Below are 21,567 nucleotides of genomic sequence, written 5' to 3'. Positions count from 1 at the left end.
CGCTGAGGTTGGTGCCGCCCGCGAGATCGCGAAGCGTGGCGGCAGGCTCTTGCAATGGACCACGCTGGCGCTGGCAGTTCCTTGGCTCGCCGGCTGCGGCGGTGCGCAATCGGCGCTGGCGCCGGCCGGGCCGATGGCGCGCGACGTGGCGAACGTCTGGTGGGCGATGTTCGCTTTCTCGGTGCTGGTGCTGGTGGTCGTCAGCTGGCTGTGGATTCACGCCATGCTGCGCCAGCCGCGCGAAGTCGATGCCGAGCAGGCCGAGCGCATCAACCGGCGCTGGCTGGTCGGTGGCGGCCTGATATTGCCGACCGTCAGCATCCTCGCCCTGCTCGCCTTTGGCGTCCCCGCCGGCCGCGGCATGCTGCCGTTACCCGTCGCCGGCGAGCAGCCGCTGCGGGTCGAGATCACCGGCCACCAGTGGTGGTGGGAGGTGCGCTACCCGGACAGCGGCGTGGTGACGGCCAACCAGTTCATCCTGCCAGTCGACCGCCCGCTGGACGTCGTGGTGAGCAGTGCCGACGTGATCCATTCGTTCTGGGTGCCGCGCCTGGGCGGCAAGCTGGACATGATGCCGGGCCGGCGCAACACCCTGCGCCTGGCGGCCAGCGAAACCGGCGTGATGCGCGGGCAATGTGCCGAGTTCTGCGGCAGCCAGCACGCGCACATGATCCTGCATGTCGAGGTGCTGGAAGCGGACGCCTTCGACGGCTGGCTGGCCGCACGCGGTTCGCTTGCACACAGCCCGGCGCCTGGCGCTGCCGGCCAGGTCTTCGGCGAGCGCTGCGGCCAATGCCACCGCGTCGCTGGCGTCAGCGACGGCCAACGCGCACCGGATCTGAGCGATCTCGCCAGCCGACCGACGCTGGGCGCCGGCGTCATCACCAAAGACGCGGAAGGCCTGCGTCGCTGGCTGCGCGAGCACCAGAGCCTCAAGCACGGCAATGCCATGCCGAGCCACGACGATATTCCCGCCGAGACGCTCGGCCAGCTCGCCGACTGGCTGGAGACCCTTGCACCATGAACACGCGATCCAACAGCGCCGCGCCCGCGACCGATCCCGACCAGCTGCATGACCAGTTCAATGAAGTCTGGGGCAACCCGCGCGGCTGGCGCGCGCTGACCATCGTCAACCACACCACCATCGGCCTGCGCTTCATGGTCACCGGCGGGTTTTTCTTCCTCATTGGCGGGCTGCTGGCGATGCTGATCCGCACCCAGCTCGCGCTGCCCGGATACCAGCTGATGGAGCCGGACGTCTACAACCAGGTCTTCACCATGCACGGCACGGTGATGATGTTCCTCTTCGCGGTGCCGATGATGGAGGGGCTGGCGGTCTATCTGATCCCGAAGATGCTCGGCGCACGCGATCTGGTCTTTCCCCGGCTCTCCGCGCTGGGCTACTTCTGTTACCTGTTCGGCGGGCTGATCCTGCTGTCGAGCATCTTTCTCGACGTCGCGCCCAAGGCGGGCTGGTTCATGTATACGCCGCTGTCCAGTTCCGCCCATACGCCGGGCGTGAATTCGGACTTCTGGCTGCTGGGCATCACCTTCGTCGAGATTTCCGCGGTGAGCGCAGGCGTCGAACTGGTGGTGTCGATCCTGCGCACCCGCGCCAGCGGCATGGCGCTGCACAAGATGCCGCTCTATGCGTGGTACATCCTGGTGATGGCGATGATGATCGTCGTCGGCTTCCCGCCACTGATCCTCGGCTCGATCCTGCTGGAGCTGGAACGCGCGGCCGATATGCCGTTCTTCGACGTCGCCCGTGGCGGCGATCCGCTGCTCTGGCAGCACCTGTTCTGGCTGTTCGGCCACCCGGAGGTGTACATCATCTTCCTGCCCGGCGCCGGGATCGTCTCGACACTGATCCCGGTGTTTTGCCAGCGCCCGCTGGTGGGCTACCGCTGGGTCGTGCTGGGCGTGCTGACCACCGGGTTCATCAGCTTCGGGCTGTGGGTGCATCACATGTTCACCGTCGGCATCCCCCAGCTGGCACAGGCATTTTTTTCGGCGGCGAGCATGCTGGTGGCGATCCCGACCGGCGTGCAGATCTTCGCCTGGATCGCCACGCTCTGGCTGGGCCGGCCGGTGTATCGGGTGCCGATGCTCTGGCTGGTGGGCTTTCTGCTCGTCTTCGTCGCCGGCGGGCTGACCGGGGTGATGCTGGCGCTGGTGCCGTTCAACTGGCAGGTGCATGACACCCACTTCGTCGTCGCGCACATGCATTACGTATTGGTCGGCGGCATGTTCTTCCCGTTGATGGCGGGGCTGTACTACTGGCTGCCGCACTTCTCAGGGCGCATGCCTTCGGAACGGCTCGGCCGCTGGGGCTTCTGGCTGTTCTTCATCGGTTTCAACGCAACCTTTCTGATCATGCACTGGACCGGACTGATCGGCATGCCGCGCCGGGTCTACACGTACGACACCGGCCTGGGCTGGGACATGCCCAACCTGGTGTCGTCGATCGGCAGTTTCATCATGGCCGCGGGGGTCGCCACCATCCTCCTGGACATCATTCTGCACTTCCGCTTCGGCATTCCCGCGCGGAAGAACCCGTGGAATGCCGATACCCTGGAGTGGGCAACCAGCCTGCCGCCAAGCGCCTACAACTTCGTCAGTCTCCCTAACGTCACCGACCGCCATCCGCTGTGGCAAGACCCGGACCTGCCGGACAGCATCGCTCGCGGCGAGCACGCCCTGACGGTGATCGACCACGGCCGACGCGAAACCTGGGGCGTCGACCCGCTGACCGGCAAAATCCGCGAAATCATCCATCTGCCCGGCAACAGCTGGCTGCCCTTCATCACGGCGCTGATTCTTACTGTCCTGTGCCTGAGCCTGTTGAACAAGGCTTACGGGCTCGCCCTGGCGGCAACCATCGCGACCGCCGTGGTCGTGCTGCGCTGGTCGTGGGAAAACGGCGCGCACCCGGCCGCCGCACCGGACGCCCACACCCAGCCCGGCGAGCCGCCGCTGCATTCACGCACCTTCGACGGGCCGGGACTCTGGGGCATGGGCGTCACGCTGCTAGCCGATGGCGCGCTGTACCTCTCGCTGCTGTTCGGCTGGTTCTATCTGTGGACCGTATCGCCACAGTGGCGGGTGCCGGACAGTCAGCTCAACGGCTGGCTGATGCTGGCGAGCGCACTGCTGCTCAGCGGCGGCACACTCTGGCTGCATCGCCTGATCAAGCGCCTGCGCGCCGGCATTCATCGTGGCCTGCTGGAACAACTGACGCTGCTCGCGCTGCTGGCACTGGTGCAGTCGGCCATGCTGCTGTGGCTGCTGCTCTCGGCAGGGCTGGCGCCGACCGAAACGGCCGACGATGCGGTGATCTTCGTGTTGCTGGCCTACAGCCTGTTCCATTGCGCGCTGGCCGCAGTCGCCACCGGCCTGCAGGCATGGCGGGTGAGCTATGGTTACGTCGGCGAAGCCGCGCCGTACGAGCCGGTGGTGGTCGAGCAGCTCTGGTACTACAACCTTGGCGTGCTCTGGGTCAGCTATGCGGCGATCGTGTTGTTTCCCGCGACCTGGGGAGGCGCCTGATGCAACCCGCACGCAGCTCGCCGTTTCATCCGATCCAGATTCCGATCGGCCTGATCATCTGGAGCCTCTGGTTCGTTAGCATTTATGGCGGCCAGGCGGTCGCCTGCAAGATCAGCCCGCCCGATCCGGCACAGGGCGTGTGGAACTGGCTGAATGGCAGCCTCGGCCTGCTGACCGTGCTGACGCTGGCACTGTTGCTCTGGCTGACGCGCTACTTCTGGCGCCTGTCGCGACCGCCGCAGGAGTTGAACGAGCGGCAGCTGTTCGTCACCCGACTGGCCGCGGGCATTCACTTCATCGCGGCGCTGGCGACCCTGTTCGTCGGCATCCCGCTGTTGCAGATTCCACCATGCCTATGAGCGCTCTGGCGATGGCCGTGCTGCTGAGCCTGCCGAGTCCGGCGCTGGCCCACGGTCTGTTCGACACGCACCTGTTGGACCGCTTGCCACTACTGCTCACTGCGCTGCTGGTCGCTGCCGCGTGGCTGCTTTATGTCCTAGGCGCCCGCAAGGTGCCGGCGCGGCGCAACGAAGCCTTCTGCTTTCACAGCGCCATGCTGCTGGCAGCGTTCGCCGTCTTCGGCCCCATCGACGACTGGGCGGAAAGCAGCACCAGCTGGCACATGACCCAGCACATGCTGTTCATCATCGTGATCGCGCCGTTGTGGGCACTGGCGCGGCCGCTGCCGCAGTGGCGCGGCGTCACTGGTCGCTTCGCGCAACCCCTGTGGACGGCCATCCTGCGCGCCGGCCGCTACCCGACCCTGCTGGCGTTGCTGCATGGCGCGGTGATCTGGATCTGGCACACACCGAAACTCTATGTGCTGGCGCTGGACAACCTGTGGTGGCACGCCTTCGAGCACGCCTGCTTCCTCTTCAGCGGCTGGCTGTTCTGGTGGTCGGTGCTGCGCGCCAACCCGAAACAGGTGCCGCAGGCGCTGATGGCAGTGGTGCTGACGCTGATGCACACCGGTCTGCTCGGCGCGCTGCTCACCTTCGGCAGCACCTCGTTCTATGGCGCAGGCCGTTCGGTGGAGGATCAGCAGCTAGCGGGGCTGCTCATGTGGGTGCCAGGCGGGCTGATCTACCTGCTCGGTGGCGGCTGGATCGCCTGGCGCTGGCTGACGCGCATCTGGCGACGCCAGCCGGCGCACCGGCTCGATCAATCATCCTGACCAGGTTCGCTCGACAGCATCGGCTCCTGCTGCAGTTGCTCGATCTGCCAGCCGCCACCCAGCGCGGCGATCAGCTGCACGCTGGTCACCAGGCGGTCGCCCAGCAGGGTCAGGTTGGTGCGCTGGTTGTTCAGCGCGGTGGTCTGCACCGTCACCACGCTCAGGTAGTCGACGGTGCCGGCGCGATACTGGTTCTCGATCAGCCGCAGCGACTCCTGCGCGGCGTCCAGCGCTTCGCGTTGCACCACGGCTTCCTCATCGAGCACGCGCAGCTGCACGAGGTAATCCTCGACCTCGCGGAAGCTGTCGAGCACCGTTTGCCGGTAGGTCGCCACGGTCTGGTCGTAGGCCGCCTCGGCACGCTCCAGTTCGGCACGCCGGCCGCCGAAATCCAGCAGCGTCAGTGCCAGCTGCGGGCCGAGCGACCAGAAGCGGTTCGGCACCTCGAACAGCTGGTTGAAACTGCTGTTGCGATAGCCACCGCTGGCCGACAGGGTCAGGTCGGGATACCAGGCGGCCTCGGCGATGCCGATCTCGGCGTTGGCGGCCATCACCTCGCGCTCGGCCGCCGCGACATCCGGGCGGCGCTCGAGCAGCTGCGACGGCATGGCCAGCGGCACCTCGGGCAGCGCGGGGATGTCTTCGCGCACGGCGATGTTCAGCTCAACCGGCGGCACGCCGATCAGCACCGCGATGGCATGTTCCAGCTGCGCCCGCTGCCACTTGAGGTCGATGGCCTGGGCCTGGGTGCTCTTGAGCTGGGTCTGCGCCTGGGCAACGTCGGACTTGGGCACGATGCCGGCGCGATACTGGTTCTCGGTGAGGCGCAGCGAACGCGCATAGGCGGCGACTGTCTGGTCAAGCAGACGCTGCTGCTCGTCCATCACTCGCAATTGCAGGTAGGTCTGCACCAGCTCCGCCTGCAGGCTCAGGCGGACCGCCGCAAGGTCGGCCGCGCTGGCCTGCATGCTTGCGCGGTTGGCTTCCAGGCCACGGCGCAGGCGGCCCCAGAGGTCCAGCTCCCAGGATGCGCTGAGCCCTGCCTCGTAGCTTTCGCTGACGCCCACACTGCTAGTGGAGGAGCTGCCGCCGGTAGCCTGCCGCGAACGGGTAACCCCGGCGTTGCCGGACAGCGTCGGGAACAGCTGCGAACGCGCGCTGCGCACCAGTGCGCGCGCCTGGCGATACTGCGCCTCCGCCACGGCAAGGTTCTGGTTGGACACGTTCAACCGGCTCACCAGCGCATCAAGCTCAGCGTCGCCGTACAACTGCCACCAGTCGCCGCGCTGCAGGGCGTCGGCCGGCGCCGCGCTCTTCCAGCCTTCGGCCTGCTTGAACGCGCCGGCAACCGGCAACTGCGGCCGCTGGTAATCCGGGCCGAGGGTGCAGGCAGCGAGCGTGAGGGCCATGCCGATCACGGCCAGGGGACGAAGGGTACAGCTCGGGCTCATAGCGGATTTTCCATGGCGGCATCGGTACGCACACCGCGCCAGTTGTTGAAGCGATGGCGCAGGCGGTCCAGGTACAGGTAGACCACCGGCGTGGTGTAGAGGGTAAGAATCTGGCTGAGCACCAGCCCGCCGATGATGGTCAGGCCCAGCGGCTGGCGCATCTCCGCGCCTTCCGAGCCACCCAGCAGCAGCGGCAGTGCACCAAGAATCGCCGCCAGGGTGGTCATCAGAATCGGTCGGAAACGCAGCAGACAGGCCTTGTGGATCGAGTCGGCCGGTGGCAGACGGTCGTTGCGCTCGAATTGCAGCGCGAGGTCGATCATCAGGATGGCGTTCTTCTTCACCACACCGATCAGCAGGAACAGCCCGAGCAGCGAGATCAGGCTGAATTCGTCGCCGGTCACGATGATCGCCAGCAGCGCGCCAACTCCGGCCGACGGCAGCGTCGAGAGAATCGTCAGCGGGTGGATGTAGCTCTCGTAGAGCACGCCGAGCACGATGTACACCAGCAGCAGCGCACCGAGGATCATGAACGGCTGGCTTTCCTGCGCGGCCTTGAACACGTCGCCGGTGCCGCCCAGGCGGCCCTGCACCGAACTCGGCAGGCCGATGGCGGCGACCGCACGCTCGATGGCGCGGGTGGCCTGATCCAGGCTGACGCCCGGAGCGAGGTCGAAGTCGATGTTCTCCGCGGCGAACTGCCCTTCATGCGTGACGCGATCTTCCTCGAGGCTGCGCTCGTAGCGGGCGAAGGCGGACAGCGGCACACGGCGGCCGTCCTCGGTGACCACGTGAACCTGCTCGAGCACCTCGGGATGCTGCGCGTAGCTAGGATCGATCTCCATCACCACGCGGTACTGGTTGAGCGTCTCGTAGATGGTGGAAATCTGCCGCTGGCTGAAGGAGTTGTTGAGCAGCGTGGTCACCGTACTCATGTCGACACCGAGGCGCTTGGCGGCGTCGCGATCGACCTGCAGGCTGATCTGCTGCGCGCCCTCGCCCTCATTGGCATCAATGCTGGTCAGCTCGGGCAGCGCCATGAGCGCCTGGGTGACCTTCGGCAGCCAGGTGCGCAGGTCGGCCAGATCGCCGGCCAGCAACGAATAGGCGTAGGCCGAACTGCTCTGCCGGCCGCCGCCGAATTGCAGGTCCTGATCGGCCATCAGGAACAGCCGTCCGCCCGGCACTTGCGGCTGATTCTTGCGGATGCGCTCGATCACCTGCTGCGCCGACAGCTTGCGCTCCTCCAGCGGCTTGAGGCGCACGATCATGAACGCGTTGTTGATGCCGCCCTGCCCGCCGATGAATCCGGCCACACTCTCCACCGCCGGATCGGCGAGGATCGCCTTGCGGAATATCTCCATCTTCGGCTGCATGACCTGGAACGACAGGCCGTCGTCGCCACGGATGAAGCCGGTCAGCTGGCCGGTATCCTGCTGCGGCAGGAAGGTCTTGGGCACCTGCACGTAGAGCACCACGTTGAGCGCGATGGTTGCCAGCAGGCTCAACAGCGTGATGCGCCGATGCCGCAGCGCCCAGCTCAGCGAGCGGTCGTAGTAACCGAGCAGCCACTGGTGAGCATTGTGGCTCCAGCGATGCAAACGGCTGTCGCGCTCGGCCTGGTAGGGTTTGAGCCAGCGCGCACAGAGCATCGGCGTCAGCGTCAACGACACCAGCAGCGAAACCAGGATCGCCGCCGCCAGCGTCAGCGAGAACTCGCGGAACAGTCGCTCGACGATGCCGCCCATGAACAGGATGGAGACGAACACCACCACCAGCGACAGGTTCATCGACAGCAGCGTGAAGCCCACCTCGCGGGTGCCGATGTAGGCCGCGCGCAGCGGCGGCACGCCATCGTCGATGTGTCGGGCGATGTTCTCCAGCACCACGATGGCGTCGTCCACCACCAGCCCCGCCGCGAGGATCAACGCCATCAGCGACAGGGTATTGAGCGAAAAGCCGAACAGGTACATCACCGCGAACGTGCCGACCAGCGAGACCGGCACCGCCAGCGCTGGGATCAGCGCGCTGCGCACATGGCCGAGAAACACGAACACCAGCACGATCACCAGCACCACGGCGATCAGCAGCGTGCGCTCGGCCTCGTGCAGGGTGGCGCGGATCACCGGCGAGCGGTCCATCGCCACGTTCAGCTCGACGCTGCCCGGCAGAATCGCCTGCAACGCCGGCAGCTCGGCGCGAATGCCGGCGATGGTCTCGATGATGTTGGCGCCAGCCTGGCGGTTGACGATCAGCAGCACCGCCTGCTCGTTGTTGAAGAACCCGCTGTTGTAGCGATCCTCCACCGCGTCCTCGACCTTGGCCACATCGCTCAGGCGCAGCGTCGCACCATCCTGATAGCGCAGGATCAGCGGCATGTAGTCGGCGGCGGCATGCAACTGGTCGTTGGCGCGCACCTGCCAATGCCGCTCGGCGTCCTCGACCATGCCCTTGGGCCGACGCACGTTGGCGTTGGCAATGGTGGTACGCACGTCATCCAGCGAGACGCCGTACTGCTCCAGCTGCTGCGGCTGCAGCTCGACGCGCACGGCCGGCAGCGAGCTGCCGCCGACCTGCACCTCGCCGACGCCAGGCACCTGGGAGAGCTTCTGCGCGAGGATGGTCGAACCGATGTCGTACAGCTGGCCCTTGTCGAGGACTTCGGAGGTCAGCGACAGCACCATGATCGGCGCCTGCGAGGGGTTGATCTTGCGGTAGGTCGGCATGCTGCGCATGCCGCTGGGCAACAGGTTGCGCGCGGCATTGATCGCCGCCTGCACGTCGCGCGCGGCGCCGTTGATGTCGCGCTCCAGGTCGAACTGGATGATGATCCGCGTCGAGCCCTGGCTGCTGCGGCTACTCATCTGGCTGACCCCGGCAATGCTGCCCAGCGAGCGTTCCAGCGGTGTCGCCACGCTGGAAGCCATGATCTCCGGGCTGGCGCCGGGCAGGCTGGCCTGCACGGTGATCACCGGAAAATCCATGTTCGGCAATGGCGAAACCGGCAGCAGGCCGAAACTGACCCCGCCCAGCAGCAGAATCGCCAGGCTGAGCAGCATGGTCGCCACCGGCCGCGCAATGAACGGTGCCGACAGGTTCATCGCGTCCTGCCTACTGGCGTGCGACCGCCGTTCACGCTTGCGCCTCGCTCGGCACCGCGCCGCGACGACCGAAGCGTTGGCCCAGGCGGTCGAAGAACAGGTAGATCACCGGCGTGGTGAACAGCGTCAGCAGCTGGCTGAGCAGCAGGCCGCCGACCAGCACCAGACCCAGCGGCTGGCGCAGTTCGGCACCCGAGCCGGTGGCCAGCATCAGCGGAATGGCGCCGAACAGCGCAGCCAGCGTGGTCATCAGGATCGGCCGGAAACGCAGCAGCGCCGCGCGGTAGATCGCCTGCTCCGGCGTCATGCCCTGGTGGCGTTCGGCCTCCAGCGCGAAGTCGATCATCATGATCGCGTTCTTCTTGACGATGCCGATCAGCAGGATGATGCCGATGATCGCGATCAGCCCCAGATCGTTGCCCGTCAGCAGCAGCGCCAGCAGCGCGCCCACCGCCGCCGACGGCAGCGTGGAAAGGATGGTGATCGGGTGGATGTAGCTCTCGTAGAGCACGCCGAGCACGATGTACATGGTCACCACCGCCGCCAGGATCAGCAGCAGCGTGCTCGACAGCGACGCGCGAAACGCCTCGGCGGCGCCCTGGAAATGGCTCTGGATGCCGGCCGGCAGACCGATCTCCTGCTTCACCGCCTCGATCACCTCCACCGCCTCGCCCAGCGACACGCCCGGCGCGAGGTTGAACGACAGCGTCACCGCCGGGAACTGGCCGATGTGGTTGATCAGCAGCGGCGCGGTATGCTGCTCCAGCCGCGCCAGGCTCGACAGCCGTACCGGCGTGCCGCCCTCGCTCTGCACGAACAGCTGCTCCAGCGCCTGCGGCCCCAGGCGATTGCCGGCCTCGGCCTCGAGCACCACGCGGTACTGGCTGGCCTGGGTGAAGATGGTGGAAATCTGCCGCTGACCGAAGGCGTCGTACAGCGCATTGGTGATCGCCGAAACCTCAATGCCCAAGCGTGCGGCGGCGTCGCGGTCGATCTCCAGATAGATCTGCAGGCCGTCGTGCTGCAGGTCGCTGGCCACATCGGTGAGTTCCGCCCGCTCGCGCAGTGCCTCGACCAGCTTGGGCGTCCACTCCTGCAGCAGCGCGCCATCCGGCGACTCCAGGCTGAACTGGAACTGCGTGCGGCTGACCCGGTCCTCGATGGAGAGGTCCTGCACCGGCTGCAGGTACAGCGCGATGCCCGGCAGCTTGGCCAGTTCCGGGCGCAGGCGTTCGATCACTTCGCTGGCGGTGACGTCGCGCTCGGCGTGCGGCTTGAGGTTGATCAGCAGGCGGCCGCTGTTGAGCGTGACGTTGTCGCCGTCCACACCGATGTAGGACGACAGGCTGGCAACCGCCGGATCGGCGAGGATCACCCGGCTCAGCGATTGCTGACGCTCGCTCATGGCGCGGAAGGAGATCGACTGCGGCGCCTCGCTGATGCCCTGGATCACGCCGGTGTCCTGCACCGGGAAGAAGCCCTTGGGCACGGCGAGATAGAGCACCACAGTCAGGCCGAGGGTGGCCACCGCCACCAGCAGCGTCAGCGTCTGGTGACCGAGCACCCAGGTCAGCCAGCGCGAATAGCCGCCAATCAGCCGCTCGACCCAGTCCGGGCGCTCCGGATCATGGCTCACCGGCTTGAGCAGGCGCGCGCACATCATCGGCGTCAGGGTCAGCGAGACCACCAGCGAGATCAGAATCGCCACCGCCAGGGTGATGGCGAACTCGCGGAACAGCCGGCCGACCACGTCCTGCATGAACAGCAGTGGAATCAGCACGGCGATCAGCGAGAGGGTCAGCGAGATCAGGGTGAAACCGATCTGCTTGGCGCCCTTGAGCGCGGCATTCAGCGGCGTCTCGCCCTCCTCCAGGTGCCGCGCGATGTTCTCCAGCATGACGATGGCGTCATCCACCACGAAGCCGGTGGCGATGGTCAGCGCCATCAGCGTCAGGTTGTTCAGCGAGAAGCCGCACAGATACATCACCGCGAAGGTGCCGATCAGCGAAAGCGGCACGGCGATCGACGGGATGACGGTGGCCGAGAGTTTCTTGAGGAAAATGAAAGTCACCATCACCACCAGGATGGTGGCGAGGATCAGCTCGTGCTGCACGTCGGTGACAGCGGCGCGGATGGTCTGGGTGCGGTCGGTGAGCACGGTCACGTCGAGACCGGCGGGCATGCTGGCAGTGACTTCCGGCAGTAGCGCCTGGATGCGCTCGACCACGTCGATGACGTTGGCCCCCGGCTGGCGCTGGATGTTCAGCAGCACCGCCCGGCTTTCGTTGGCCCAGGCCGCCAGCCGCTCGTTCTCGGCGCCGGCGATGATGTCGGCGACATCCTTGAGTCGCAGCGCGGCGCCGTCCTGATAGGTGAGGATCAGTTCGGCATATTCCTCCGGCGTCTTCAGCTGGTCGTTGGCGTCGAGCATGGACACCCGTGTTGGACCGTCGAAGTTGCCCTTGGGCTGGTTGACGTTGGCGTTGCCAATCAGCTCGCGCACATCGGCCAGCGACAGGCCGTAGGCGGCCAGCGCCTCGGGATTGGTGCGGATGCGCACCGCCGGCCGCTGGCCGCCGGCGATGCTGACCATGCCGACGCCGCTGATCTGCGCCAGTTTCTGCGCCATGCGCGTATCGACCAGATCGTGCAACTGCGGCAGCGGCAGGGTTGCCGAGGTCACTGCGAGAGTGATCACCGGCGTATCGGCCGGGTTGACCTTGTTGTATACCGGCGGCGCCGGCAGGTCGCTGGGCAGTAGGTTGTCTGCCGCATTGATCGCCGCCTGCACTTCCTGCTCGGCGACATCCAACTCAACGTCAAGCGAGAAGCGCAGGGTAATCACCGAGGCGCCGCCGGAACTGCTCGAGGACATCTGCGTCAGCCCCGGCATCTGCCCGAACTGGCGTTCAAGCGGTGCGGTCACCGCGCTGGTCATCACTTCCGGGCTGGCACCGGGATACAGCGTCAGCACGCGGATGGTCGGATAGTCGACCTGCGGCAGCGCCGCGACCGGCAACAGCTTGTAGGCGATCAGACCGGCCAGCAGGATGGCGACCATCGTCAGGGTGGTCGCTACCGGCCGCAGGATGAACAGCCGCGAGATGTTCATTGCGCCGGGCGCTCCCCGGCGCTCTCACCGCCCACCTTGGGTTGCTGCGCGGCCTCTTCGGCCATCGTCGCGCGGTCGACGACCTCCACCTCGCTGCCATCGCGCAGGCGATCGGTGCCTTCCATGACGATGCACTCACCCGCCGTCAGACCCTGGGTGATCACCGTGGTCTCGCCGTTGCTCGGGCCGACTTCGACGCTGCGCAGCTGGACCTTGCTGTCCTCGCCGACGACATAGGCGAAGTTGCCGCGCGAGCCGAACTGCAGCGCCGCCGAGGGAATCAGCGTGGCGTCTTTGAGGGTTTCCACCCGCAGGCGCACGTTGACGAACTGGTTGGGGATGAGCATTTCGGTTTCGTTGTCGAAGCGCGCCTTGAGCTTGAGCGTACCGGTGGTCACGTCGATCTGGTTGTCGACGCTCTCCAGTACGCCCTCGCCCAACAGCAGCCGCTCACCACGGTCCCATGCCTGCACCTTCAGCTCGGCGCCTTGGCGAAAGCGCGTCAGCACCGGCGGCAGATCGCCCTCCGGCAGGGTGAAGGTGACCGCCATCGGCTGGCTCTGGGTGATCACCACCAGCGGTGTGGTGTCGCTGGCCGAGACCAGGTTGCCGATGTCCAGCTGGCGCAGGCCGAGGCGGCCGTCGATCGGTGCGCGGATCTGGGTGAATTCCAGGTTGAGCTTGGCTTCGTTGACCGCCGCCTGATTGGCCGCCAGCGTGCCCTGGTACTGGTTGACCAGCGCCTGCTGGGTGTCGAGCGTCTGCTTGGCGATGCTGTCGTCGGCGTACAGCCCGCGGTAGCGCTCCAGATCGACCTGGGCGTTCTGCAACAGCGCGCGATTCTGCTGCAGCGTGCCTTCGGCCTGCTGCAGGGCGACCTTGTATGGCCGCGGATCGATCACCGCCAGCAGCTCACCGGCCTTGACCCGCTGGCCCTCGTCGAAGCGCACCTCGACCAGTTCGCCGCCGACGCGGCTGCGTACGTTCACCGTGTTCAGCGGCGTCACCGTGCCGAGCGCCTTGTAGAACACCTCGAACTCACCCTGCTTCACCGTCGTCACGCGCACCGGCACCGGCCCGCTGAACGCGCCGAAGCCCGGTCGCCCGCCCGGCTGCGGCGACTTCGCCGGAGAGCTCGGCCATAACCACCAGGCAAGCAAGGCGATGGCCAGCACGGCAAGACCGATGATCAGCCAGCGACGACGGGAAGCAGCGGGAGACGAATGCGCGACGGACATGAACTGGGTTCGCTCGGGAAGGAGCGTGAACCTTAAGCAGTCGCGCCCGCCTCGCAAAGGGGATTTACGGCATTTTTACGTATCGACGCTTGTCCATCCGCGCGCGAACGGCCGGAACCATGCCGCGCCGGCCCAGTCTATGTAAGCGTTCGACCAGGGGCCAGCATCTCGCCAGCCCTGGCAGACGGAACTGTCCCAGGCACGCCACCCAACCGAACGGCGGCGCGCCGTATTACCGGAGTACCGCAGGCTGGCCTGCTACAGGATCAAGGAATGAATGCATCACTGGTCATCCTGGCGTTGACCGTCGCCAGTTTTCTGCTCGGTTTCCTGCGCGATCTGTTCATCGCCCGCGCCTTCGGCCTGAGCTGGGAAGCCGACCTGATCTTCGTCGCGCTGATCCTGCCGCTGTTCTTCGAGAACTTCCTCGGTCTCGCCCTGCGCGACACCATGATTCCCTACCTGCAGAAGCTGCGCAGCCAGTCGGAGACGCTGTTCGAGTCGGTCAGTCGCTGGCTGTACTGGCGCGTGATGCTGATGGGCGTGGCCGCCAGCGCCCTGGTGATCGTCGCCAGCTACGGGATTCTCACCCTGCTGGCGCCGGGCTGGAGCGCCGAGCAGGTGGCGACCGGGCAGTTGGTGTTCTGCGTCGGCGCGCTGCTGATCGCAGTGCAGGCGACGCTGTACTGCCAGGGCGCACTGCTCAACATGGATAGCGTGTTCATCCTGCCGATGACGCGCACCGTGCTGCTCAACGCTGGAGCGATCATCGGTATCCTGCTGTTCGAGCCGACCGGCATGGTGATCTTCATCGGCATGCTGCTGCCGCAGTTCGGTCTGATCGTCGCCCAGCACGGGCGCCTGGCCTATCTGCGCGGCGAGCCGCACCCCGTGGCCGAAGGACACGGCAGCGCTTTCGGCCTGGCCTTCGCGCCGGTGCTGCTGGCCGCCGGCGCGCAGCAGGCATGCATCCTCGCCGAACGGATGTTCGCCTCGTTCCTCGATGAAGGCAGCATCACCATGCTCTCGTTCGCCTTCCGCATCGTCACCATTCCGCTGACGCTATACGCGATGTCGGTGCTCTCGGTGCTGTTCCCGCAGTTCTCCGCGAGCTGGAACGACAACGACCACGGCGCCCACGCCGCGGTGATTCGCAAGGGGTTGCTGGCAACGCTGCTGTTCCTGGTGCCGGCGGCGGTGGTGCTCTGCTCGTTCCCGGACACCGTGGTCGCCGTGCTGCTCGAGCGCGGCCAGTTCGGCGCGGCGCAGACCAGCGCCACCGCCTCGCTGGTGATCATCTATGCGTTCGGCCTGCCGGCGATGGGGCTCGCCCTGCTCTGGGGCCGCGCCCTGCTCGCCCAGCATCAGGCCCGGTTGTTCCTGGTGCTCACGCTGATCAGCTCGGCGCTGACCATCGGTCTCGATGCGGCGCTGTATCGCCCCTACGGCGCCGAAGGACTGGCCATCGCCTTCTCCAGCGGCGCGGCGTTGCAGGCGCTGTTCATGGGTTTGTACGTCTACCGCGCGTCACCCAAGGGTCTGGGCATTGCGCTGCTGCTGCGCTGGGCGGCCACCGCCGCGGCGCTGGCGGTGGCGTTGCACTGGCTACCCGAGCCGCAGGGCTTCCTCGAGCTGTGCCTGTACATCGCACTGGTGCTGGCGGGCTTCGCCTTCGGCGTGGTGCTGCTGGGCGAGCGTGACCTGTTCCGCCGCAGCTACTGGTCGATGCGCCGCGCCTGATCTGCGTTTCGGCTATTGCTGGTCGACGCGCTGCAGCTGCTGCGCCTCGTATTTCGGATAGAGATGGGTGACGCTGCGGATCAGCTCGAAGCGCGTCAGGCTGATGCCGGCGAAGCGCTCGGGAATCGGGCTGTCGATCACCTCGTTCATGTCCGCACCGCTGGCCGCAGCGTCGCGCAGCAGACCATCGAGCCAGCCGAGGTAATCACGCATCTGCACGAAAGGCGCGTCGTCACCGGCAACCGGCCCATGACCGGGCACCGCCAGCTTCCACGGCTGGGCCTGCAACTCGTCGAGATCGGCCAGCCAGATGTCCAGCCCCGGGCTGTTCGGCGTGGTCAGCGCGCGCTGGTAGAACAGGATGTCGCTGGCGAACAGCACACCGCTGTTCTCATCGAGTACCGCCAGATCGGCGCCGGTATGCCCGCGCAGGGCGAGCAGGCGCAGCCTGTGGCCGCCGATTTCCAGCGTGCCGGGCTGCAGCGTCTCGTTCGGCAACACCACTTCGGTGCCACGCATCCAGTCGCCGACCAGCCGATACATGTTTTCCGCCATCGCATCGCCCTGCTCACGCAGCAGCTCGGTGGTGCCGGCCAGCGCGGCGATGGGGACGTCGGCGAATGCCTGGTTGCCGAGCACATGGTCAGGATGATGATGGGTGAGCAGCACCTTGATCACCGGACGGTCGGTGACGCCTGCGATGGCTTCGCGCATGGCCTCGCCGTAGCGTTTCGACGGCCCGCTATCGATCACCACCACACCCGCCTCGGTGACGATGAAGCCGGTGTTGACGATGTTGCCGCCGTTGCGCTGCTCGAAGTTGTCGGTCGAGCCTTCGAGCAGCCAGACATTCTCGGCGATCTGTTTGGGCTGCAGGTCGTAGCGCAGCTCGGCCTGCGCCGGCAGCGCCAGGCAGCAGGCAAGGATCAGGGTGAAAAGGCGCATGACGTCTCCTTGGCTGGGTGAACGAGCGCAGGCGCGGTAGCGCTACAGCGCCGCCTCGAACTCATTACCGTTGTTGTCGCGCAGCCACAGGCGGGTTTCCTCCTGGCCCTCGACTTCCAGGCTCAGACTGGGGTTCTCGCCGACTGCAGGAAACAGCTCCAGCGTCGCCAGCACCTCGCCATCGACGGTGCGCAGTTCGGCCTGGTTGACGAAGAACTCCGGAATGCCACCTACCAGGCCATTGTCCATCGGGTGCGAGACCTGCATGCGCAGCCGGCTGAATTCCCCACGGGCGAAGCGTGCGCCGTGGACCTGGCCGAGACGGTCTTCCCAGCCCGGCTGGGCCCGCACCACGCTGGGCGCCGTGCAGCCGCCACCGGCCGCATCGACCTTGGCGCCACCGACATGCCAGACACCGTCGCGCGTGAGTATCGCCGCGCGGATCGGCGTGGCCTGTTCGACGCGAATGCGGATGGCCACCAGCGGCTCGACCCGCTCGCCGGGAGTGAAGGTGAAAATGCGCGGAATCGGATTGAGATCGGCCCAGGCCTCGATACGCACCACCTGGTCGCCGAGGGCACGGGCATCGATATGCACCGGCACCTGCCGGGCATCTTCGGCGAACGGCGGGACCTGTACCTGCACACGCTCGTCGAACACGTAGGGCTCGCCGTTGAGCAGGTTGCGGTGGTGGTGCTCCCACATCACCGATTGCAGCGGATCGGGTTCGCCAGCCAGCAGGCCGCCGGCCTGGGCGAACGTCAGAAGCAACAGCAGAACGCGCATGCTCATCTCGAACTCCTCGGGCGTGGCCCGGCGGCCCGCTGAAAGGATGGCGTCAGTTGCCAGCCGCCATCTCGTTCTCTACATCCTGGTAAAGCCCGGGCAGCTCGTAGCGCAGCCCATAGCCAGCATAGATCTTCGCCAGCCGCCCTTCGGTGATCATCGGCTCCAGCACGCCTTCCAGCGCGTAGGCCAGCTGGCGGTTGGACTCGTGCACCGCCATGCCCAGATCCCAGACCTGTTTGCCCATGTCGGGGTAGGCGTTCTCGGCGAGCTTCAGATGGTTATCGTCGGCCTGCTTGAGCAGCCAGTCGATTTCCCCGCGCATGGCCATCGTCGCGTCCACCTCACCGGCCTGCATGGCAGCGAACGCGGCCTGCGGGCTGGGATAGTGATGCAGCATCTTGCTCATGCGCCCGCCGAACACCGACGACAGGTAGAAGGACGGCACGCTCTCTACCTCGACGCCCACCGGGTGGTACTGGAACACCGCCACGGTCGGCACCTCCTTCAAACGGCGATCATCGAAGGCGGACTGCCAGCGTTCGCGCTGATAAGGCCCGAACATCACCACCAGCTCATTGATCAGCTCGCCCAGCTCGTTGCGCTTGTAGGAGAACTCGCGGTCGTACGGCACGCGCAGCATCACATCGGCCAGCACGTTGGGGCGCAGGTAGTGCCCCTTCCAGATGAAGTTGCGCAGGTCATCATCCAGCGTTTCGTCCGGCGCGACCCACAGCACTTCCAGCTTGAGGCCGAGGCCGTCCGCCAGTTCGCGCGCCATGTCCACATCCACGCCGCGTGGCTGGCCGTCGACGACGAAGCTGTACGGCGGGAAGTCCTGGTACATCGCCACCTTGAGCACACCCGAGGCGATGATGTCGTCGTAAGCGCGCACCCGCACCACGTCCGCCTGCGCCAGCGCGCAGACGGCCGACAGGCACAGCGCGACGAGCCAGCGGCCGAGGCGCATCACCGCTTGGCCGCTTCGCTTTCGATATAGGTACGGATCGCCCACAGCGCTTCCTGGCTGAGGGTGTCAGCCATGCGCGGCATGTACACCGCACCGTCGCGCACCGCGCCGTTGATCACACGCTCCTTGAACCACTCGTCGCCGTCGTAGCTGGCTTCCAGATCGCGCAGATCGGGCGCGATACCGCCGGAGATGGCCTCCAGGCCGTGGCAACGGGCACAGTTCTGGTTGTAGGCGGACGAACCGATCTGCACGGCCAGATCATGGTGTTCGCTCGGGGCGCGATAGGGGTTTTCTTCTGTCCACTCCTCGCCGAGGGATGGCAGGCCCTTGGTGTCCACGGCCTGCGGTGTCACATCACCATGCGCCAGGACCAGGCCGGACATACCCAGGACACCCGCCGCCAGCAGCGAGCGCAGAAAGTTCTTGTTGTTCATGACTACCACCTCTGTTCGGAACCTGTACAAGGCAGCCCCATCGGAGCGCATGGTGGCCATGTTGGCGGCGCGACCCGGTCGGCAGAATCCTGCTTTGGATGCCTGCATCTCCTCCCTTGGTACTAGGTTTTATCCCCGTCTTTTGCAGCGGGTCGTGGCGGCACCGCGGTAGCAAGGCGAAAACAGCGCACCGATGGGAAGTTTTCCCGGCATCGGCGGGCGTTTTTCCGTGTCGGCGCGCGCGAGCGCGCTCCCACTATTCGTATCGCCAGGCTACCGGCAGACGGCGGCCTCGTCCGAATCGACCAAGGGAATCGCAACCATGACAACAAGATCGCACCCCGGCACAACCCGCCCGCTCGCCCTCGCCGTGCTGTTCGGCAGCCTCGCGCTGGCCGGCGTTGCCCAGGCCAAGCCGGTCAGCTGGGAAGACATCGCCAACGACCACCTGTCCACCGAGAACGTGCTGCAGTACGGCCTGGGCACCCATGCACAGCGCTGGAGCCCGCTGGCCCAGGTCAACGACAAGAACGTGTTCAAGCTGACGCCGGCGTGGTCGTTCTCCTTCGGTGACGAGAAGCAACGCGGCCAGGAATCCCAGGCCATCGTCCACGACGGCGTGATCTACGTGACCGGCTCCTATTCGCGCGTGTTCGCCCTGGATGCCAAGACCGGCAAACGCCTGTGGTCCTACGCGCACCGCCTGCCCGACGATATCCGCCCGTGCTGCGATGTGGTCAACCGCGGCGCGGCGATCTACGGCGACAAGATCTACTTCGGCACGCTGGATGCCCGCGTCGTGGCGCTGAACAAGGACACCGGCAAGGTCGTCTGGAACAAGAAATTCGGCGATCACGGCGCCGGCTACACCATGACCGGCGCGCCGACGCTGGTGAAGGACGGTAAGACCGGCAAGGTGCTGCTGGTTCACGGCAGCTCGGGCGACGAGTTCGGTGTGGTCGGCAAGCTGTTCGCCCGTGATCCGGATACCGGTGAAGAAGTCTGGATGCGTCCCTTCGTCGAGGGCCACATGGGCCGCCTGAACGGCAAGGACAGCACACCGACCGGCGACATCAAGGCGCCCTCCTGGCCGGACGATGCCAACTCGCCGACCGGCAAGGTCGAAGCCTGGAGCCAGGGCGGCGGCGCACCGTGGCAGAGCGCGAGCTTCGATGCCGAAACCAATACCATCATCGTCGGCGCCGGCAACCCCGCGCCGTGGAACGGCTGGGCGCGCACGTCCAAGGACGGCAAGCCGCAGGACTACGACAGCCTCTACACCTCCGGCCAGGTCGGCGTCGATCCTTCCACCGGCGAAGTGAAGTGGTTCTATCAGCACACGCCGAACGACGCCTGGGACTTCTCCGGCAACAACGAACTGGTGCTGTTCGACTACAAGGACAAGAACGGCAAGACCGTCAAGGCCACCGCCCACGCCGACCGTAACGGCTTCTTCTATGTGGTCGACCGCAAGGATGGCAAACTGCAGAACGCCTTCCCCTTCGTCGACAACATCACCTGGGCCAGCCACATCGACCTGAAAACCGGCCGCCCGGTGGAGAACGAAGGCCAGCGCCCGCCGAAACCCGAACCCGGCGAGCAGCACGGCAAGTCCGTCGAGGTTTCTCCGCCCTTCCTCGGCGGCAAGAACTGGAACCCGATGGCCTACAGCCAGGACACCGGCCTGTTCTACGTGCCGGCCAACCACTGGAAAGAGGACTACTGGACCGAAGAGGTCAGCTACAAGAAGGGCTCGGCCTATCTCGGCCAGGGCTTCCGCATCAAGCGCATGTATGACGATCACGTCGGCATCCTGCGCGCCATGAACCCCACCACCGGCAAGGTCGCCTGGGAACACAAGGAAAAACTGCCGCTGTGGGCCGGCGTGCTCGCCACCAAGGGCAACCTCGTGTTCACCGGCACCAGTGACGGCTACTTCAAGGCATTCGACGCGAAAACCGGCGACGAGCTGTGGAAGTTCCAGACCGGCAGCGGCGTCATCTCCCCGCCGATCACCTGGGAGCAGGACGGCGAGCAGTACCTCGGCGTGACCGTCGGCTATGGCGGTGCCGTGCCGCTGTGGGGTGGCGACATGGCCGTGCTGACCAAGCCGGTCGCCCAGGGCGGCTCCTTCTGGGTGTTCAAGCTGCCGGAGTGGGAGAAGAACACCGCGCAGCGCTGAGCACCGCGCCGTGCCCGCTTCGGCCGGCACGGCGTTCCCCTGTACGACGGTTCGCGGAACGTTCCCGTGGCATGTCCGGCCCCGAGTTGGCGCTCTCGCCGGCACGCCACGTGAGCCTCCGCGCAACCGCCCCTCCCTACCGCTTCGCAGGAGTACCGTCATGAAGACCTTCCAGCTACTGCTTTTGCCACTGGCCCTGCTCGTCGGTAACGCCGCGCTCGCCGCCAGCGACCAGCCCGCGGTCATCAACGGCTGCGTGATCCAGCCGGAAAGCCAGTGCCCGAACGCCGATCTGCGCGGCGCGGACCTGAGCAATCAGGACCTGCGCAAGATCAATCTCGCCGGCGCCAAGCTGGCGGGTGCCAACCTGCGCCACGCCAACCTGGACCTGGCCAATCTGGAAAAGGCCGATCTCAGCGGCGCCACGCTCAACCGCGCCAGCCTGCAGCAGGCCAATCTGCGCCTGGCCAACTTCACCGACGCCCGGCTGGTCGCCATCCAGGGTTGGGGTCTGTTCGCTCAGGCTGCGCGCTTCAATGGTGCCGACCTCACCGGTGCCTATCTCGAATTTGCCCGCCTGAGCGGCGCGAAGATGCAGCGCAGCACCCTGCGTGCCGCCGACCTGGAAATGACCTGGCTGAGCAAGGCCGACCTCGCCGGCGCCGACCTGACCGACGCCAACCTGCAGGAAGCCAAGCTCAACGATGCCAACCTGGCCGACGCTGTGCTCAGCGGCGCGCGGCGGCATTACGCGACGTTCCAGGGAACCAACATGGAAGGCTGCAAGGACTGCCCGCACGACTGGGAAAAGTAGCCGGCGCCAGAGCGATTCGATATCGACTTGCCCGTCGTGCTCGGCTAGCGTTGCCTGATCGCTCCCGC

15 protein-coding genes are annotated in these 21,567 nt (G+C 66.3%); 7 read left to right on the top strand and 8 right to left on the bottom strand.

Annotated elements, in window-relative coordinates; translation table 11 throughout:
- Positions 1–133: 133 nt before the first annotated feature.
- The 4 genes from coxB to AC0ZJQ_RS08740 are packed head-to-tail and all read left to right on the top strand — an operon-like array spanning position 134 to position 4,723.
- Positions 134–1,024 (top strand): cytochrome c oxidase subunit II, encoded by an 891-nt coding sequence (gene coxB, locus AC0ZJQ_RS08755; RefSeq protein WP_476477765.1) that lies wholly within the window; start codon positions 134–136, stop codon positions 1,022–1,024.
- Positions 1,021–3,549 (top strand): cytochrome c oxidase subunit I, encoded by a 2,529-nt coding sequence (gene ctaD, locus AC0ZJQ_RS08750; protein WP_155552631.1) that lies wholly within the window; start codon positions 1,021–1,023, stop codon positions 3,547–3,549. Before coxB ends, ctaD begins: the two co-directional genes overlap by 4 nt.
- Positions 3,549–3,908, top strand: a complete 360-nt coding sequence (locus AC0ZJQ_RS08745; RefSeq protein WP_155552629.1) for a hypothetical protein — start codon at positions 3,549–3,551, stop codon at positions 3,906–3,908. The genes ctaD and AC0ZJQ_RS08745 overlap by 1 nt, the downstream gene beginning before the upstream one ends.
- On the top strand, positions 3,899–4,723 hold the full coding sequence (locus tag AC0ZJQ_RS08740; protein ID WP_370518414.1) for a cytochrome c oxidase assembly protein: 825 nt from the start codon (positions 3,899–3,901) through the stop codon (positions 4,721–4,723). Before AC0ZJQ_RS08745 ends, AC0ZJQ_RS08740 begins: the two co-directional genes overlap by 10 nt.
- Here AC0ZJQ_RS08740 and AC0ZJQ_RS08735 read toward each other — a convergent pair.
- From AC0ZJQ_RS08735 to AC0ZJQ_RS08720, 4 genes are read right to left on the bottom strand one after another with little or no spacing between them, the layout of a single operon-like run.
- Positions 4,711–6,174 (bottom strand): efflux transporter outer membrane subunit, encoded by a 1,464-nt coding sequence (locus tag AC0ZJQ_RS08735; RefSeq protein ID WP_155552627.1) that lies wholly within the window; start codon positions 6,172–6,174, stop codon positions 4,711–4,713. The genes AC0ZJQ_RS08740 and AC0ZJQ_RS08735 overlap by 13 nt on opposite strands.
- Positions 6,171–9,275, bottom strand: coding sequence for an efflux RND transporter permease subunit (locus tag AC0ZJQ_RS08730; protein WP_476477683.1), 3,105 nt, complete (start codon positions 9,273–9,275; stop codon positions 6,171–6,173). Before AC0ZJQ_RS08730 ends, AC0ZJQ_RS08735 begins: the two co-directional genes overlap by 4 nt.
- A 31-nt stretch (positions 9,276–9,306) precedes the next feature.
- Entirely contained in the window at positions 9,307–12,387 is a 3,081-nt protein-coding gene (locus AC0ZJQ_RS08725; RefSeq protein ID WP_237264786.1) for an MdtB/MuxB family multidrug efflux RND transporter permease subunit, read from the bottom strand.
- Complete coding sequence (locus AC0ZJQ_RS08720; RefSeq protein WP_476477682.1) at positions 12,384–13,625, bottom strand: MdtA/MuxA family multidrug efflux RND transporter periplasmic adaptor subunit; 1,242 nt, start codon at positions 13,623–13,625, stop codon at positions 12,384–12,386. Before AC0ZJQ_RS08720 ends, AC0ZJQ_RS08725 begins: the two co-directional genes overlap by 4 nt.
- Before the next feature lie 273 nt (positions 13,626–13,898).
- Here AC0ZJQ_RS08720 and AC0ZJQ_RS08715 point away from each other — a divergent pair, with 273 nt between their 5' ends.
- Positions 13,899–15,365, top strand: coding sequence for a lipid II flippase MurJ (locus tag AC0ZJQ_RS08715; RefSeq protein WP_476477681.1), 1,467 nt, complete (start codon positions 13,899–13,901; stop codon positions 15,363–15,365).
- A gap of 12 nt (positions 15,366–15,377) precedes the next feature.
- On the opposite strand, the gene AC0ZJQ_RS08710 is transcribed toward AC0ZJQ_RS08715, so the two are convergent.
- Genes AC0ZJQ_RS08710 through pedF form a run of 4 tightly spaced genes read right to left on the bottom strand, consistent with a single transcriptional unit; the run spans position 15,378 to position 18,503 of the window.
- Positions 15,378–16,310, bottom strand: a complete 933-nt coding sequence (locus AC0ZJQ_RS08710) for a quinoprotein relay system zinc metallohydrolase 1 (RefSeq protein WP_476477680.1) — start codon at positions 16,308–16,310, stop codon at positions 15,378–15,380.
- Positions 16,311–16,352: 42 nt separating this feature from the next.
- Positions 16,353–17,102: a quinoprotein dehydrogenase-associated SoxYZ-like carrier gene (locus AC0ZJQ_RS08705; RefSeq protein WP_008567917.1), complete on the bottom strand. Its 750-nt coding sequence runs from the start codon at positions 17,100–17,102 to the stop codon at positions 16,353–16,355.
- 46 nt (positions 17,103–17,148) lie between these two features.
- A complete protein-coding gene (locus AC0ZJQ_RS08700; RefSeq protein ID WP_008567918.1) occupies positions 17,149–18,066 on the bottom strand; it encodes a substrate-binding periplasmic protein in 918 nt (305 codons plus the stop codon).
- Positions 18,066–18,503, bottom strand: coding sequence for a cytochrome c-550 PedF (gene pedF / locus AC0ZJQ_RS08695; protein ID WP_008567919.1), 438 nt, complete (start codon positions 18,501–18,503; stop codon positions 18,066–18,068). Before pedF ends, AC0ZJQ_RS08700 begins: the two co-directional genes overlap by 1 nt.
- Positions 18,504–18,825: 322 nt before the next feature.
- On the opposite strand from pedF, the gene exaA reads away from it, so the two are divergent.
- Positions 18,826–20,685 (top strand): quinoprotein ethanol dehydrogenase, encoded by a 1,860-nt coding sequence (gene exaA / locus AC0ZJQ_RS08690; protein WP_037019738.1) that lies wholly within the window; start codon positions 18,826–18,828, stop codon positions 20,683–20,685.
- Positions 20,686–20,845: 160 nt separating this feature from the next.
- The gene (locus tag AC0ZJQ_RS08685; protein WP_008567921.1) at positions 20,846–21,499 is read left to right on the top strand and encodes a pentapeptide repeat-containing protein; all 654 of its coding nucleotides are present in this window, start codon (positions 20,846–20,848) and stop codon (positions 21,497–21,499) included.
- The last annotated feature ends 68 nt before the right edge of the window (positions 21,500–21,567 follow it).

The sequence above is a fragment of the Stutzerimonas sp. 21-1 genome, assembly GCF_056336065.1.
Note: the sequence above shows the minus strand (reverse complement) of the source record. Positions and strands in the feature narration are given on the sequence as shown.

Coding starts and splice junctions, on each gene's coding strand:
- AC0ZJQ_RS08715 (WP_476477681.1), top strand. CDS start 13,899: ATGAATGCATCACTGGTCATCCTGGCGTTGACCGTCGCCAGTTTTCTG.
- AC0ZJQ_RS08710 (WP_476477680.1), bottom strand. CDS start 16,310: ATGCGCCTTTTCACCCTGATCCTTGCCTGCTGCCTGGCGCTGCCGGCG.
- AC0ZJQ_RS08730 (WP_476477683.1), bottom strand. CDS start 9,275: ATGAACCTGTCGGCACCGTTCATTGCGCGGCCGGTGGCGACCATGCTG.
- pedF (WP_008567919.1), bottom strand. CDS start 18,503: ATGAACAACAAGAACTTTCTGCGCTCGCTGCTGGCGGCGGGTGTCCTG.
- AC0ZJQ_RS08685 (WP_008567921.1), top strand. CDS start 20,846: ATGAAGACCTTCCAGCTACTGCTTTTGCCACTGGCCCTGCTCGTCGGT.
- AC0ZJQ_RS08700 (WP_008567918.1), bottom strand. CDS start 18,066: ATGCGCCTCGGCCGCTGGCTCGTCGCGCTGTGCCTGTCGGCCGTCTGC.
- AC0ZJQ_RS08720 (WP_476477682.1), bottom strand. CDS start 13,625: ATGTCCGTCGCGCATTCGTCTCCCGCTGCTTCCCGTCGTCGCTGGCTG.
- AC0ZJQ_RS08705 (WP_008567917.1), bottom strand. CDS start 17,102: ATGAGCATGCGCGTTCTGCTGTTGCTTCTGACGTTCGCCCAGGCCGGC.
- AC0ZJQ_RS08735 (WP_155552627.1), bottom strand. CDS start 6,174: ATGAGCCCGAGCTGTACCCTTCGTCCCCTGGCCGTGATCGGCATGGCC.
- AC0ZJQ_RS08740 (WP_370518414.1), top strand. CDS start 3,899: ATGCCTATGAGCGCTCTGGCGATGGCCGTGCTGCTGAGCCTGCCGAGT.
- ctaD (WP_155552631.1), top strand. CDS start 1,021: ATGAACACGCGATCCAACAGCGCCGCGCCCGCGACCGATCCCGACCAG.
- AC0ZJQ_RS08745 (WP_155552629.1), top strand. CDS start 3,549: ATGCAACCCGCACGCAGCTCGCCGTTTCATCCGATCCAGATTCCGATC.
- coxB (WP_476477765.1), top strand. CDS start 134: ATGGCGCGCGACGTGGCGAACGTCTGGTGGGCGATGTTCGCTTTCTCG.
- AC0ZJQ_RS08725 (WP_237264786.1), bottom strand. CDS start 12,387: ATGAACATCTCGCGGCTGTTCATCCTGCGGCCGGTAGCGACCACCCTG.
- exaA (WP_037019738.1), top strand. CDS start 18,826: ATGACAACAAGATCGCACCCCGGCACAACCCGCCCGCTCGCCCTCGCC.